Source organism: Bdellovibrionales bacterium (assembly GCA_019750295.1).
GTDB lineage: Bacteria > Bdellovibrionota > Bdellovibrionia > Bdellovibrionales > JAGQZY01 > JAIEOS01.
On record JAIEOS010000015.1, the window covers coordinates 16,743 to 30,625 of the forward strand.

Genomic DNA, 13,883 nt, shown 5'->3' on the forward strand with positions numbered 1-13,883 from the left:
GCCGGACATCTGCCGGACTGTTAGAAAAGTGTTGAGTGTCTCAAGATTTGACAGTGGGGGCGGAGAGGTGAATTTTATCGCGGTCCTAAAACCGATCTACACGCTCGCTACACCACGAATTTCTTAAGTCACCTATCTGACTCATGATTTTCCCTGGTGGCATTGGGCTTGCTCTCTCTACAGCAGTATGAACTTTGGGGTGGGCTTTCTTTTTCTTTTATCCTTTGTCTTGGGGTGCAATGCTTTTGCGGCCTCCGGTGAGGTGTTTTACGAGCCGGTCCCAAGCTTTACCACAAGCCGTGCAAGTCTTGATCTTCTTGACGCCGATCTCCAATCCCAGTTGGTTCGCTACTCCGCTCAAAAACGCAAAGAAGAAAACGTTTATTACGATTGGGCGCCTCAGGAGAACGTTCGCGTCTACCGAGACTCTTTTATTCTCAAACGTTTTATGGATAAGAGTGCTCGCGGAATGATTAAGGCGGGTTTATTTCAAGGGACCTTCCTCGAAAAAACTGCTGATCGCTTTAAGGATGGAACACAGACAGGGATCAAAGTTTACGACGAAAAAGATATGCCGCATCGATTTGATTTCCGATTTGAAGCGTTTCAAGGATTCGCGCAGATCCAGTATACAGGATTTACTAAAGCTAAATTACGCTATGACATGGACGACGCGCGTTTGATGATGGTGTTTGAGCACTCTCTCTCGACCGATAAAACGATCGCCATCGAAACCGCTCTCACCGGAGCGGAGACGTCTCAATACGTCATGCTCAACTGCCGCTGGTAGATCTTAGAGATACTTTTTCCCAATATCCCGACGCATTTGCATGCCCTTCCAACGAGCCGTCTCGGCAAGGTCATAGCTTTTCTTGATGGCCTCGCGGAGGGAAGAACCAATTCCGATAATTCCCAAAACACGCCCCCCATTAACGACCCATTGATCGTCTTTTTTATCAGTACCCGCATGAACGATGTAGCTTGAAGAGGTCTGCGCCATCAAATCGCCTTCAATCACTGAGTTTTTGACTACCGACTGAGGATAACCTTCCGCCGCCATCACTACGCAGGCTGTAGAAATGTTTTTCCAACGCAAACGACGAATCTCCCCCTTAGCGATAGAAAGCATCGTCTGAGCCCAATCTCCGTCCAATAAAGGCAAAAGAACTTGAGCCTCAGGATCTCCAAAGCGAGTGTTGAACTCTAAAACCGATGGACCCTCCGCGGTCATCATGATCCCGATAAAGAGCACGCCTCTATAGAACAAATGACTCTCTCCCAGATGTTTAACCGTGGGAGTCACAATTTTATCGATGATGGTTTTGTACTCGTCTTCAGGCACAGGGATCGGAGCCACAGTTCCCATTCCCCCGGTGTTGGGACCAGTATCACCATCCCCAATGCGTTTATGATCTTGTGCCAGTGGCATCACTTCAAATTGCGACCCGTTGGTCAAAACGAAAAAGCTCAACTCATAACCCGGCATAAACTGCTCAAGCACAGCCTTGCTTCCAGCTTCCCCCAAAGTTTTCTTCTCGAAAAAATCCTCGGCCGCGCGCTTGAGGTCCTCAAGTTGAGAGCAAATCACAACACCTTTTCCGCCCGCCAAGCCATCGGCCTTGAGCACATACGGAGGGGTAAAGTTTGGAGCCGCTTCGAGAGTTTGTGCGACGGAAGTCACCACTTTAAATGCCGCCGTGGGTACACCGGCCGACTGCAGGAAGTTTTTTGTGAAGATTTTGCTACCCTCGAGCTGTGCGGCATTGGCACTGGGGCCAAAAACTAAAACCCCGGCTTTACGTAAGTCATCGGCGAGCCCGTCCACCAGCGGTTGCTCCGGTCCAATCACAACGAGATCAAAAGAAAACTTTTTGCACAGGGCGAGAACCTGAGATTTATCACTAATGTCGATTTTATGAATAATGGCTTGAACCATGCCTGGGTTACCGGGAGCCACATGCACTTCGGTGGTCGATGGAGAAAAATAAAGGGCTCTGACAAGAGCATGTTCGCGTCCACCTTGGCCAATAACTAATATGCGCATATTGATCCTTTACTCATTTTAAAATTGGCCCTAAATTACTGGGAATTGCCCTTCTCCGCAAATGAAAACTGATTTTGGGGAGATTCTACAGGAAGGATTTTATGAAGCCTTTTGAAGCCCTCGATTTTTACAACATCGACTCTCTCCTCACCGACGAGGAGCGCGCCGTCCGCGATTCGATCCGCAACTACGTTACTCAGAACATAATGCCATCAATCGCTACGCATTATCACAACCATACTTTTCCCAAAAATATCTTTAAAGAATTAGGCGCACTCGGAGCACTGGGAGCCAACCTTACGGGTTACGGATGTGCGGGCTTAGGTCATGTGAGTTACGGTTTGATAATGCAGGAGCTTGAGCGCGCCGATAGTGGAATTCGTAGTGCGATCAGTGTGCAAGGAGCCCTCTGCATGTTTCCTATCTGGGCTTACGCCAGCGAAGAGGTCAAAAATAAATTTCTGCCCGCGATGGCTCGTGGCGAAGTGATCGGTTGCTTTGGTCTCACCGAATCCGATCACGGCTCGAATCCTTCAGGCATGCAAACTCGGGCGAAGAAAAAAGGAAACGACTACGTTATTAACGGCAGCAAAATGTGGATCACTAATGGAGGACTTGCCGACATCGCTATTGTTTGGGCGAAACTTGAAGATGAAAGCGATCGCATTACAGGCTTTATCATCCCTACCAACACACCGGGCTTTTCAACTCGCACCATTGAAAAAAAATTCAGTCTCAATGCCTCGGTCACTTCTGAACTGATTTTCCAAAACTGCGTGATTCCGGGAGAGTATCGATTGAATGTCAGTGGACTTAAAGGTCCCTTTAGCTGTTTGAATCATGCGCGCTATGGAATTTCTTGGGGAGCCATGGGATCCGCGATGGCCTGTTTCGACGAAGCCAAAAATTATGCCCTCACCCGCATTCAGTTCGATAAGCCCATCGCTTCATTTCAACTGGTTCAGGCGAAACTCGTCTACATGTTAAGTGAAATCACAAAGGGCCAACTCCTTTCATACCAGCTTGGAAGAATGAAAGAGAACAATACGGCCACTCCTCAGCAAATCTCGCTGGCTAAAATGAACAATGTCTCTAAAGCCCTTGAAATAGCGAGAATCACCCGAGACATTCTGGGAGCCTCGGGAATCACTTTAGAATACCAATGCGGTCGTCACATGATGAATCTCGAGAGCGTCAACACCTACGAAGGCACTGAGGATATCCACCGCCTAATTCTCGGCGAACACATCACCGGAATCGCGGCCTTTAAGTGATTCGAGCCTGAAAGGACTTCCCTATCGCTTTGTCTCAATTCAATAAACAGCTGTCAAAAAACTAGACAGCTTTCCCTCGACAGTCGCTTTAAGCCGGCTCCCCACCTGGCATTCGCCATGCATTAGTAAAGCGTATGGGGAAGTTCGATTCTAACAACAAATTCTATATCGTGGCCTTCTGCCTGCTGATGGGTGGAGCCTTTGCGTTTATGGGGGCTGACAAAACAAAGACCCAATCGCAACGCTACGCTATGGATTATGACGATGATGGCCTAGAGGTCGCCTACAGATCGGGTGGCGATCGTGGTCGGCGCTTTAGAGAGGCCAAACCCAATCTTCCCACATCACCTAAAGTGAATTACGAATATATATCAAGCCCGACGGCCTATCAGCATGCAAACGCCTTTGTCTCGGAAGACACTAGTCATCTCTCACAAGTCGCAAAAGTGACCCTTGAGAAAGACAAAAAGAAAAAAGTTCGAATTTCGAAAGCGCGATTATCTTTAGCAAAAGCTAAGGAGTCCGCTCGCAAAAAGAAAATGTCAGACTCTTTATCTAATTCTTCTATGATCAACGGGGGTGGCACCGGACTCGCGGCAGCCAATCCTCAGCAAGCCCAACAAGAAAAGGAAAAAGAAGAAGAAAACCTGGATACCGTCGATTTTTGGGTCGATCCCATTTTTAGAAAAGTAGAGTACGAAGCTGTTATGAAGCTTATCGATTCCTATCAAATCAAGAAAGTTTCTCCGAGTGTGTTTTACACGGTCGTCGATGATATGAGTCACGATGAGCGCGATCAATTGCGCGAATACGGTTTATTAGCCTTATCCTCGACGCCCAGTGCACGGAGCTTTTCGCAACTCACTTGGATTAAACACAATGATACTGACGCTACTCTTCGCACGACGGCGAATAACGAAGTGGCGAATTACACCGATGCATCTCGACTCAACTATATTGTTACCGCATTAAAGGCCACTAGCTCTGGATCCCCACGAACAACAATTGAAGCCTTGCGTGTGGTTCGGGCCGCGACTGAAAAATACGCCCGCGGCATAACTCAACAGACCACACAACCCACTCCGGTGAAATCCAATTCCGCATCGGCAATTAGCAAGATTGCAAATGCGGCGGAAGTGATTACGACAACTCACCTCAAGTCCTCTGACGCGACCGTAAAGGCCGAAGCTCAACAAACGATGAATACGGTCAATCGTTACATCAACTTGTAATTTTGAGCTCCCCCACATATGATGGCGGGACATGCTTTACCTTCTCAGCTTAATTACCGCATTTCAAATGAGTCACGCCGAATTCCGCCTGACGAATAACCTTAATGCCGCTGATCGCACGCAACTGGTAAAGACGTTGGGACTTAGCACCTCTAGTAAAAATCTAACAAGCGTAAAACCTTTGGGAAGTGATAACGGATTGGAAGTGAGCTTCATGATGGAGATGATGGATATCGACAATGTCTCCCAATACATTACGAGCCCAGGAGATAATAATTTTTTGTACTACCCTAAGATCCTCATCGGTAAGGGATTGTTTGAACGCGCCGATATCTTTTTCCACTTTATTCCCTACACCGAGAGCTTAGGTCTTTCTGAAGTGGGCGCCATGTTTCGCTATAACTTTTTTCGCTCAAGCCAAAATTTATTCTACTCTTCGATTTTACTTCATGGAAGTAGCGCCAATTTTAACAACCAGCTCACCACTCGAAATATTGGTGGGGATCTTCTCATGGGTCTCGATTGGGAGAGCTTCGCTCTTTTCTCCGGAATTGGTCATGCCCGTTCCGTTGGAAAATTTAACGGTGGCACTTTTGGCGTCACGGATTCTATGAATAATCAGCAGGAATCGACAGCAACCCTGCACGTTTCCCTAGGTGCGGTCTTTCGCTATTCGATAATGAGTCTGACGCTGTCTTATGATCGCTATGACGAAGAAGTCTATACTGCTAAATTTGGATTTACTTGGTAGCTTTTTCGATAATTTGAGTGGTGGATCGGCCTTCGATAAAATTCAGAGACCACACTTGTCCCCCATAGCCTTGAACGTAGGTTCCGCCAACAATTTGCTCCACTTTCCAATCGCCACCTTTGACCAAGATATCCGGGTGAACTTTCCGTATTAATTCTTCCGGTGTATCTTGTGTGAAGATTTCGGCATGATCCACGGATTTGAGACCCATTAAAATTTCCGCTCGATCCGATTGGGTTTGAATGGGGCGCTGTGGCCCCTTTAAACGCTTAACGCTGTCATCTGAATTGACTCCGACGATGAGGACATCTCCGAGTTTTTTAGCCTCGGCCAAATAACGAACGTGACCGATGTGTAAAAGATCAAAGCAGCCATTAGTGAAAACGATTTTTTTCTTTTCACTGCGCCATTGATTTAAAACTGTAGTGAGATCGGGAGGCGTCCACATGAGCTTAGTAGGTTCTCATGTAGAGTTTAAGTCCGCTAAAGTAATAAGCCACATCACGCTTCGCGATAAACGAAACCAGAGGGACGATCACAAAGCCTGTGGCCGCAATCAAAATCATTCGTGCAATCACTTGGAACGGATAATACCAGTGGCCACGGTCGGGCTCCATACCCAGTTGAATATCAAAGGCCCAATCACCCAGAGTCGAACCCCAAATGCCCCGAGCGGCCATGTAGTACAAAAGATAAATCCCAAAAGTAATGGTCGCCACTTCCATGGACGTTTGCAGTGGTGTTCCCGGGTGCAAAACAACGGCGATCAAATCAATACCCGTGAGCACAACAAGTCCGACCATAAATAACGCCGTCAATCCCAGGATCACCAGACCATCCAGCAGCGCCGAAGTAAAACTCGACGAAACCGAAACATATTGCTCGCGCACTTCGACAGATTGGTGAAAGAAGGGCCGGCGGAAACCCACTTGAGGGAATGCTTTTTCTAAAGTGTTGTTTAGACTCACATCCACGCGCTCATCAAGAATGGCCGAGATTTCTTTTTCGGCCGAAAGATCTTTGTTGAGAGGAGACTCGTATTCGCTGCGACCGATGGGTCGATAAACTTTAACCACTTCTTTGCCAGAATTTTTTGGAGGAACTTTTTTCTCATCAAAAATATCCATCGAAGGAGGGAGGGCACTCATCAACTCTGCAATCGAATGACTTGTCTTTGATGGAGCTTTCGTATCCCAATCCACGGGCTTCTCGAAAATATCAGGCTTTACCGCTTCCCGTTTGGGAGAGACAGAAGGAGTGGCATCGGGTTTTGAGAGAAGATCCTCGGTGCGATAGGCTCCCGATTTGCGAGACGCCGTGGTGTTGACCTTGATGTTCTTAACCTCTTCGGCCTTTTTATCAAACCCAAGCCCCGTCGTGATCGGCTTAAAATCAAAATCATCCATTTCCATCTCACTGCTCCTATTTCGCATGCGGCTGTGATTTAGAACTGCTCTTATTTTTTCGGACGCTCATGGCCGAGTTCCGCTTCCCGCGGCTGTCTGAGGACAGGAGTGTCCGAAAAAATAAGAGCAGTTCTAAATCACACCCAGCTCATACTTTATGATGCCCAGCAAGGTGACGCAAGCCGTTTCGACTCGCAGCACCTGTTGACCCAATGAGACAGGAAAAAGGTTAATCGATTTAAACAGTTCCACTTCTTTGTGAGAGAACCCGCCTTCACTGCCCACGAAAATCCAGATATGATCGATCTTACCCTGAACCTCTTGAAGAGCGGCTTTTAATGAGCCCCCCTCACCCTCGTAGGCGAAAACTCCGGCGGTTTTCTCCTGAGTCTTAAACGTCTTTAAAAGCTCGTCCAAATGCACGGCCTCGGTCAAATTCAAACGATCGGCCCTGCCAGTCTGTTGAGTTGCCGAGATTAGAATTTTTTCGAAGCGCTTCCGTTTATCTTTAAGAAGTGAGGACTGTGTCTTAACAAAACTAAAATCAGAAAAGAAAGGATGAATAGAGTGCACACCCATCTCTACCGACTTTTCAAGGACGCCTTCGAGAGTGGCTATTTTAGGAACCGACAGCGCAAGATGAATATGCGGTTTGGGCAACGCCGGAACTTCGCGCCACTCAATAACCTTTGCAACACCCGATTTTTTTCCGACTTCGATCACTTCAACAAGAGCGGCCCAACCGGTGCTGGTCAAAACTTCAAATTTAGATCCCACATCCTGCCGACAAACCACACAGATGTGATGGAAAATTTCTCCATCAAAGGTAATTTGAGATTTCTGTCGATCAAGATCACCCAACCAATATCTACGCATAATCCTCCGGTACCCGGTACCTTTTGCGGAGGCACCGCATCGTTTTGTTTTAATGCAGGCATTCTATCCGCACACTCTAATTCTATGCCTAGAAAAATTATACCTATTTGCCCACAGGATCCCTATCATATTTCCGCTCGCTGCCACAACCAGGAGTGGTTTACTCTTCCCATGCCCGACGTTTGGAACGTAATGGAGGACTACCTTTATCTCGTCGGGCATCTCTATCAACTGCGGATCCATGCTTTTGTGCTCATGTCGAATCACTTTCATTTGGTTCTCACCGCACCCGAGGGTAATCTAAGTGACGCATTACTTTATTTTCTGCGAGAGACCAGCAAGGAGATTACGAGATTAACAGGTCGGATTAATCAAACTTATGGGGCGAGAAATTATAAAACTCATCTGTCGAGTTACCATTATTTTATAAATACCTATAAATATATCTATCAAAATCCACTTCGAGCCGGAATATGCGATCATGTGGAAAACTATCCCTATTCAACTTTGGCCGGTCTTTGCGGAAACAAAAAACTAATTATTCCATTGATGGAAGACACTTTATTGTTCGAACCGAATTTTAGAGACGATACATTGAAATGGTTGAATATACGTCCGAGCATTGAACACGAAATACAAATGAAAAAGGCCTTACGCAAGTCAAAGATGTTCTTTCCCAGCAATAGAAATACCGGCAAACCCAGCTCTCTTGAAACCGAGCTCCTATAATGACGTCTCGCATCCGCAAAAGGTACCGGGTACCTATTGGAGCCAGAAGCCGACCCATTCTTTCATGGCGATACGGTGTTTGACTTTGAGGGGCCAGTTTTTGGTGAAGTCGGCGAGGAATTCTTTTTCCCTCTCGAGGAGAATTCCGCTCAGGAGAATTTGGGTTCCGGGACCGGCGGCGGCTTTGATTTCGGGTTGCAGTTCGAGAAGAACTCCGTCGATGATGTTAGCGACGATCAGATCGAGATCTCCTGAGTAGGCCGTGATGTCTTCGTACCAATCGACATTTGTAATTTTATTGAGCGCCAGATTTTCGAGGGAGACGCGCTTACATTCAAGATCAATATCACTTTGCCCGATTTCGCTCACGCCCAATTTAGACATCACCATGGCGAGAATTCCCGTGCCCGTTCCGATGTCGAAGGCCCGAGTGACTTTTTTCTCTTTAAGCACTTGCGTGATCAATTGACTACAGATCTGAGTGGTCTCGTGCGTACCGGTTCCAAACGCCATTCCCGGATCGATAAACAATGGAATTTTAGCCTCGGGAGGAACTGGTCGCCAGCTCGGAACAACCCAGATATCGCCGTCACAAAGTGAGAAAGGTTCGTACCCTTTCTTCCATTCCTCTAACCAGTCCTTCGCCTGCTCGCGCACCACTAACACCGACGCTTGCGAAAATTTATTTTGAATCGACTCACGAATGCGCAATGGATTTTGCGAAAGATCAAAGTAGCCGACGAGATGAATTGATTTTTTAGGCTTCAATGTGGGATTAAATCGAACATCGGGCTGCTCGAAATCTAATTTTTCGCTCACACCGAGCGCGCCGATTTCGAAAAGATAAACCGTGACGTCGTCTTCTAACTCACGGGCGATATCGGAAACATAAACTTCAAAGTAATCACTGGTATTTGCGGAGTCCAAATTATTTTTTCTTAGACACTTGCGAGATGCTCGCCGGAGCACGAAGCGACGCTTGGGATTTTACAACCTGCGTGGCAGGCTTACCTGCTCTGATCGTGCGGCCAGGAGACTTTGCTTTTTTCGCCTTTGCGGAAGCTTTCGCTGCCAACGGAGCCGGAGCTTTTGCCGGTGCATTCGACTCAAGGCTCGCAAGGTGTCTTTTCCCTTCTGCAACGAGATCTTTAGCACTCGTTTTTTTATCGAGTAAAGCGATTTCTTTGGACTGAGGATCTTGTGAAGAGAGCCCTGCGTTTTTCACTGCGGCTCCCGCTTTAATTGATCCTAGATCCAAGCGATCGCCGACCATAAACGCTTCGTAATCTAATAAGGGTCGTTGCTCTGGAGTTTCCATGCTCAATTCGCGCGCCACACTCAACCGTCCGTCAGCGTGAATAATTTCCAATTCACCCACCTTCACCTTAAGATCACCAACGGAGGCATTCTTTAAAGGATCGTGGACCGGTAAGCGACGAAGAACTTCGACCGTCGAACCTTTTTGTAAACCCATCGCCGTTCCGCCATTGATAAAGTACTGACGATAAGATTTGTCTTGCTTAGAAAGTGGCAGATTTTTTCGAACTTCAATAATCACCGCTTCGGTGGCCGCTTTGACTTGAACCTCAATGATTGAGGTCATTACAAAAATCATGAGGATTACTGATTTATTCATTCGCCGACTCCGTCGTTAGATCAAAGTTAAGATGGTTTCACCACCTAATAATCTATCGGCTCATTTTGAGAATTTGATGACGAACTTTAGTCTAGTTCAAATAAAAAAAGCCCGCAGTTCTGCGAGCTTTATTTGCATTTTTCTGTCAGAGATCAAGCCTACTGACGAATGCCCTGAGGTTGTTGTGGCGGAGAGTATTGCTGTTGAGGCGCACTCTGTGTTCTCGCAAAGAAACCGCAGTTGTAAAGAGTGTCTGGAGAAATATCTACCGGCTGCTGAGTTTGGCGACTTAAGCACATCACTCCTACTAAATATCCATTCTCGTCCAGGAATGCAGGATTTTGTGGGTCAGGGTTGACCACCGTGAGAGATCGACCTACGCCCGATGGCATGCAGTTATTTCTTTGGGACAAATTGATCGAGTACGTAGCTGTGCAGTAAACATTTTGATCATGCACACAGTTGACCGCACCGTAAGCAGAAGGCCTTCGGGGAGTATTCGGAGCTTGTGGCACGGGCTGGAGTTGCATGTGATTTCGAACACTAAATGTTCCACTCACTCTCTGGGTTTCCCGATCCCATTGTTCCATTAAAGCTTGGATGCGAGCCTCTTCGGCCGGTGACATTTGCTCGTCATCTTGTTGCTGTGGACCCTGTGAACGCGGCTGAAACTGAGCGGGCATTCTCCAACTTCTGGGAGCGGATTGAGAGGCACACGCGACAAAAAGTGCAGATAGTAAAAGTATAGAAATGAATTTCATAAAACTCCCTTTTGATTCTAAAATTTAAGCATCAAATCAGGGATGCGACAATGGAAAAGCGATCCGTCGTCTCACCAAAGGTGAGCGCTTAAACATTCGCTCAGGATGAGAAAGCTCACTCTGGCTCAAGGCGCCCACTCAAGATGATGGCGCTGGATGTAGGCTGGGACTAAACTTCCGCGGTCGGAGGTTTCTTAGCAGGATGAGTGATGCGAACAGCGACTCCGGCCTCGGCCGCACGACTCTTAATAGAGTGGGCGCTTCCCTGGACAACTCGCTGCTGAAGCTTGCTAAAGATCGGCTCGCGAATTTCGAGTTTGTTATCCTGAAGTACGCACTGACGACCGGTCTTGTTCGTCACATGGATCATGATCGGAGCTTTTAAATTTGCGGTCATTTGCGTAGGATCTTCGGGAATTGTAATGATGCAGAAAGGACGAAGCTCTTTTTCGGAATTGGCCTTAAGCACTTTGAGATCGCTCGGGCTGATTCGAGATTGAAAGTTTTCAAGGAAAAGTTCGGGTTCTAAAACAGGGAATGCAATACTTGGTTCTTCGCAGCTCTGAAGCCAGGCAAAGATCTCATCATTAGGATCATCGAGTAATACGAATTTTTCTAGATCCACAAAACCTAGCAAACCTTCTGGGAACGTAATGACGTCCTCAGTACCAATCTCAATATTCCCAAAGCGTGATGTTTGGATTTGCATTTCTCCCCTCCCCCAGGCGAATCCCCAATCAATTCCCTGTTACTTTTAGTCCACAGGTAAGCCTAGCGGTTACCCAAATATTAGACTGTCCGGTGAAATAATTTCAAGTTAAATTTCTAGCCCAGAGACTAGGTTGCCGTGCACCTGGTCATAATTAAAGACAGGAGTTCTCGTATACCGGTTAACGGGTACACCCGAATTCCGGAATTAGAGGGGTTATTCGCCTTTGGGCGTTTTTAGCAATTGAGCGACAGCTTGAGATTTTTCGGAGGTCGACTGCGAGGACTGTTTGTTTTGATCTTGGATCGAAAGGTAAACTTCTTCGCGGTGGATTTTTGTGTCTTTGGGCGCTTCGATACCTAGGCGAACCTGCTTGCCCTTTATTTGAACAACGCGAATTTTGATGTGGTCATCGATTGCGATACTTTCGCCGAGTTTTCTTGTGAGAACTAACATGAAGCTCCTTCAACATCCTGGTCAAAGCGCAAATTTTGAGAAATTGCCCAGTAATAAACTGACCTATGTTGCTAACTTCACTACCTGATAAAGTCAAGAAGGCTTTGCTTAACCATCTTACCGGATGTCTGCAATGATGCCTCTAGTTGGTTCTGTGTCTTATTTAAATTGTTTACCAACTCGTACATGTCCACGTCCTCGATCTCAGACTGCACGACCTTCTTATCCACGTTGAGCTTTTGTAAAGTTTCTAACCCGGCGTTGAGAGACGAGATGCGAGATCCCAGTTCTCCTCGAGCTTGATTCACCTGTGAGAGAGCGCTGTCCAAATAATCCAAAGAGTTTTGCACGACGCGCTTATCGTTGGCTAAGAGACCCACTTCGAGATCTCTTAACGTTTCGAAAATGTTCACCGATTTATTACCCCAATGTCCGGCTTCACTGTTCGCGAGTGTCTGCGATGCGATGGAGGTTTCAACCGAGGCCGGTCCGCGAGTTTCGACATAGCCTTGCTCCTGCAACTTCTGTTGGTCTTCTTTCGACATCGGTGGAGCTACTTTTTGACCAAGGAATACCGTGCTGCCCGGAATATTCATTGTGATGTAAGAATTCTTATCCAGCTGAACTTCGATCTCGGAATCATCCCCAAAGTAAGTCCCCGTCATATCAAATGGAGTCTGCTGCGTGCTGTATCCCCCGAATAAAAAGCGATCGCCAAAGCGACGATTGGCAATATTCACCGTCTGCTCGTAAATCTGACGAATTTCTTTCGCAACGATCGCTCGCGACTCTGCACCATTAGCCGCATCATCCGCCTGGTCGATGGCCAATTCTTTCGCGCGGATTAAAAGCTCGTTTATCTGCCCTAAAGAGGTTTCCGAAACTTCGACAAACTCCTTCGCCGATAGAATGTTTCGTTTGTATTGCTCATAACCCGCAAGCTCGGTGCGAGCTTCTAACACTCGAGCTGCACCCAGTGGATCATCCGAAGGTTTATTTATCCGTTTTTGCGTGGCCGCCTGATTTTGGTGAACCAATAGATCCTGACGATTCTTTTGAATCGCGTTCAAGGCATGGTTATAGGTCATCTTATCGGCTACGCGCATTTTTTATTACCTTCTAATATTAAGGACAGTATCTAACATCTCATCGGCCGTGCGAATAATTCTGGCCGAAGCGTCGAATTGTTTTTGCCACTCAATCATACTCGCCACTTCTTCGTCGATATTCACACCACTGATGCTTTCGCGAAGATTTTCTAATTGTTTAACCACGCCCGCTTGAACTTCGGCTTGGCGGTTGGCCTTCTGGGTGCGAAGACCTAACTCCGCCACCATGCCATTGTAGTACTCATCGATGGAGGTGTTTCCATCGAACATTCCCTTTTTGTGTTGGATGTCGGCAATCATATTGGCAACGCGATTGTCACCGGGAAGATTCGGATCAAAGGCCGCAGCGATACGGCCCACATCCGCTTGAACTTGAGTATTCAACCGAAAATTAGCCGCTGCATCTTTATCATTCGCAAGGGGTTCAAAGAACTGAGTTCCGGCCATATTAAAGGCATTATAACCTTGCTCGTGAACATCATTGATCGATTTACCGAGAGTGTAAGCCATGGAATCAATGCGCTGCTGGAATCCGCGAACCTCTTGATCCCGCACATGGAGAACTCCACCGAGTTTTCCACCTTTAATTCGATCGGTAAGAACTAATGGCTCTGCGTATTCGTGATGATAATAGACGATATCGTAATCGCCTTCAGCTTTCGACTCATTCCCAGGAGTGGGCACTGCCTCTAAGCGTTTGGAATCGAGACCTGCTACTAAAATCGCATTATTGCCCGTCGAGATCGTGACAGTTTTATCTTCGCCCTCGGCCCATTTGATATCAATAAGCTCGCCCATTTTTTTAATCAAAAGATCTCGGCGATCTCTTTCGTCGTTGGAAAAGCCGCCGCTGATTTCGACTTTTTGAACCTGCCCGTTGAGCGTGGCGATCTCCGAGGC

16 protein-coding genes are annotated in these 13,883 nt (G+C 47.0%); 5 read left to right on the plus strand and 11 right to left on the minus strand.

The window, feature by feature from the left end:
- Nucleotides 1–187 precede the first annotated feature (187 nt).
- Nucleotides 188–790, plus strand: a complete 603-nt coding sequence (locus tag K2Q26_04305) for a hypothetical protein (protein ID MBY0314715.1) — start codon at nucleotides 188–190, stop codon at nucleotides 788–790.
- Nucleotides 791–793: 3 nt separating this feature from the next.
- Here the strand turns inward: K2Q26_04305 and purD are convergent, their stop codons facing one another.
- On the minus strand, nucleotides 794–2,044 hold the full coding sequence (gene purD, locus K2Q26_04310) for a phosphoribosylamine--glycine ligase (protein MBY0314716.1): 1,251 nt from the start codon (nucleotides 2,042–2,044) through the stop codon (nucleotides 794–796).
- Between the two features lie 101 nt (nucleotides 2,045–2,145).
- Between purD and K2Q26_04315 the strand changes: the two genes are divergently transcribed.
- The 3 genes from K2Q26_04315 to K2Q26_04325 all read left to right on the plus strand — a co-directional run bounded on the left by K2Q26_04315 (nucleotide 2,146) and on the right by K2Q26_04325 (nucleotide 5,301).
- Nucleotides 2,146–3,318, plus strand: coding sequence for an acyl-CoA dehydrogenase family protein (locus tag K2Q26_04315; GenBank protein MBY0314717.1), 1,173 nt, complete (start codon nucleotides 2,146–2,148; stop codon nucleotides 3,316–3,318).
- Between the two features lie 134 nt (nucleotides 3,319–3,452).
- Nucleotides 3,453–4,550, plus strand: a complete 1,098-nt coding sequence (locus K2Q26_04320) for a hypothetical protein (protein ID MBY0314718.1) — start codon at nucleotides 3,453–3,455, stop codon at nucleotides 4,548–4,550.
- Between the two features lie 31 nt (nucleotides 4,551–4,581).
- Nucleotides 4,582–5,301, plus strand: coding sequence for a hypothetical protein (locus tag K2Q26_04325; protein MBY0314719.1), 720 nt, complete (start codon nucleotides 4,582–4,584; stop codon nucleotides 5,299–5,301).
- Here K2Q26_04325 and rfaE2 read toward each other — a convergent pair.
- From rfaE2 to K2Q26_04340, 3 genes are all read right to left on the minus strand, one after another.
- Nucleotides 5,291–5,749 carry a D-glycero-beta-D-manno-heptose 1-phosphate adenylyltransferase gene (gene rfaE2 / locus K2Q26_04330; protein MBY0314720.1) on the minus strand — a complete coding sequence of 153 codons (459 nt, stop codon included), beginning with the start codon at nucleotides 5,747–5,749 and terminating at the stop codon, nucleotides 5,291–5,293. The genes K2Q26_04325 and rfaE2 overlap by 11 nt on opposite strands.
- Before the next feature lie 4 nt (nucleotides 5,750–5,753).
- Nucleotides 5,754–6,713 (minus strand): hypothetical protein, encoded by a 960-nt coding sequence (locus tag K2Q26_04335; GenBank protein ID MBY0314721.1) that lies wholly within the window; start codon nucleotides 6,711–6,713, stop codon nucleotides 5,754–5,756.
- Between the two features lie 126 nt (nucleotides 6,714–6,839).
- Nucleotides 6,840–7,583 carry a 16S rRNA (uracil(1498)-N(3))-methyltransferase gene (locus tag K2Q26_04340; GenBank protein ID MBY0314722.1) on the minus strand — a complete coding sequence of 248 codons (744 nt, stop codon included), beginning with the start codon at nucleotides 7,581–7,583 and terminating at the stop codon, nucleotides 6,840–6,842.
- Nucleotides 7,584–7,754: 171 nt separating this feature from the next.
- Between K2Q26_04340 and K2Q26_04345 the strand changes: the two genes are divergently transcribed.
- The gene (locus K2Q26_04345; GenBank protein MBY0314723.1) at nucleotides 7,755–8,312 is read left to right on the plus strand and encodes a hypothetical protein; all 558 of its coding nucleotides are present in this window, start codon (nucleotides 7,755–7,757) and stop codon (nucleotides 8,310–8,312) included.
- 33 nt (nucleotides 8,313–8,345) lie between these two features.
- Here the strand turns inward: K2Q26_04345 and K2Q26_04350 are convergent, their stop codons facing one another.
- The 7 genes from K2Q26_04350 to flgK all read right to left on the minus strand — a co-directional run.
- Nucleotides 8,346–9,239, minus strand: a complete 894-nt coding sequence (locus K2Q26_04350) for a 50S ribosomal protein L11 methyltransferase (GenBank protein MBY0314724.1) — start codon at nucleotides 9,237–9,239, stop codon at nucleotides 8,346–8,348.
- A gap of 1 nt (nucleotide 9,240) precedes the next feature.
- The gene (locus K2Q26_04355) at nucleotides 9,241–9,948 is read right to left on the minus strand and encodes a hypothetical protein (protein MBY0314725.1); all 708 of its coding nucleotides are present in this window, start codon (nucleotides 9,946–9,948) and stop codon (nucleotides 9,241–9,243) included.
- Between the two features lie 158 nt (nucleotides 9,949–10,106).
- Nucleotides 10,107–10,709, minus strand: coding sequence for a hypothetical protein (locus K2Q26_04360; protein MBY0314726.1), 603 nt, complete (start codon nucleotides 10,707–10,709; stop codon nucleotides 10,107–10,109).
- Between the two features lie 169 nt (nucleotides 10,710–10,878).
- Entirely contained in the window at nucleotides 10,879–11,418 is a 540-nt protein-coding gene (locus K2Q26_04365) for a flagellar assembly protein FliW (GenBank protein MBY0314727.1), read from the minus strand.
- Nucleotides 11,419–11,634: 216 nt separating this feature from the next.
- The gene (gene csrA, locus K2Q26_04370) at nucleotides 11,635–11,874 is read right to left on the minus strand and encodes a carbon storage regulator CsrA (protein MBY0314728.1); all 240 of its coding nucleotides are present in this window, start codon (nucleotides 11,872–11,874) and stop codon (nucleotides 11,635–11,637) included.
- An 80-nt stretch (nucleotides 11,875–11,954) separates the two neighbouring features.
- Nucleotides 11,955–12,980, minus strand: a complete 1,026-nt coding sequence (flgL, locus tag K2Q26_04375) for a flagellar hook-associated protein FlgL (GenBank protein MBY0314729.1) — start codon at nucleotides 12,978–12,980, stop codon at nucleotides 11,955–11,957.
- A 6-nt stretch (nucleotides 12,981–12,986) separates the two neighbouring features.
- Nucleotides 12,987–13,883 (minus strand): flagellar hook-associated protein FlgK (flgK, locus tag K2Q26_04380; protein ID MBY0314730.1); only part of this gene is annotated, 897 nt, incomplete at its 5' end.

Excerpts from the sequence above, each read along its gene's own strand:
- K2Q26_04305 (MBY0314715.1), top strand. The coding sequence starts at position 188 with ATGAACTTTGGGGTGGGCTTTCTTTTTCTTTTATCCTTTGTCTTGGGG.
- purD (MBY0314716.1), bottom strand. The coding sequence starts at position 2,044 with ATGCGCATATTAGTTATTGGCCAAGGTGGACGCGAACATGCTCTTGTC.
- K2Q26_04315 (MBY0314717.1), top strand. The coding sequence starts at position 2,146 with ATGAAGCCTTTTGAAGCCCTCGATTTTTACAACATCGACTCTCTCCTC.
- K2Q26_04320 (MBY0314718.1), top strand. The coding sequence starts at position 3,453 with ATGGGGAAGTTCGATTCTAACAACAAATTCTATATCGTGGCCTTCTGC.
- K2Q26_04325 (MBY0314719.1), top strand. The coding sequence starts at position 4,582 with ATGCTTTACCTTCTCAGCTTAATTACCGCATTTCAAATGAGTCACGCC.
- rfaE2 (MBY0314720.1), bottom strand. The coding sequence starts at position 5,749 with ATGTGGACGCCTCCCGATCTCACTACAGTTTTAAATCAATGGCGCAGT.
- K2Q26_04335 (MBY0314721.1), bottom strand. The coding sequence starts at position 6,713 with ATGGAAATGGATGATTTTGATTTTAAGCCGATCACGACGGGGCTTGGG.
- K2Q26_04340 (MBY0314722.1), bottom strand. The coding sequence starts at position 7,583 with ATGCGTAGATATTGGTTGGGTGATCTTGATCGACAGAAATCTCAAATT.
- K2Q26_04345 (MBY0314723.1), top strand. The coding sequence starts at position 7,755 with ATGCCCGACGTTTGGAACGTAATGGAGGACTACCTTTATCTCGTCGGG.
- K2Q26_04355 (MBY0314725.1), bottom strand. The coding sequence starts at position 9,948 with ATGAATAAATCAGTAATCCTCATGATTTTTGTAATGACCTCAATCATT.
- K2Q26_04360 (MBY0314726.1), bottom strand. The coding sequence starts at position 10,709 with ATGAAATTCATTTCTATACTTTTACTATCTGCACTTTTTGTCGCGTGT.
- K2Q26_04365 (MBY0314727.1), bottom strand. The coding sequence starts at position 11,418 with ATGCAAATCCAAACATCACGCTTTGGGAATATTGAGATTGGTACTGAG.
- csrA (MBY0314728.1), bottom strand. The coding sequence starts at position 11,874 with ATGTTAGTTCTCACAAGAAAACTCGGCGAAAGTATCGCAATCGATGAC.
- flgL (MBY0314729.1), bottom strand. The coding sequence starts at position 12,980 with ATGCGCGTAGCCGATAAGATGACCTATAACCATGCCTTGAACGCGATT.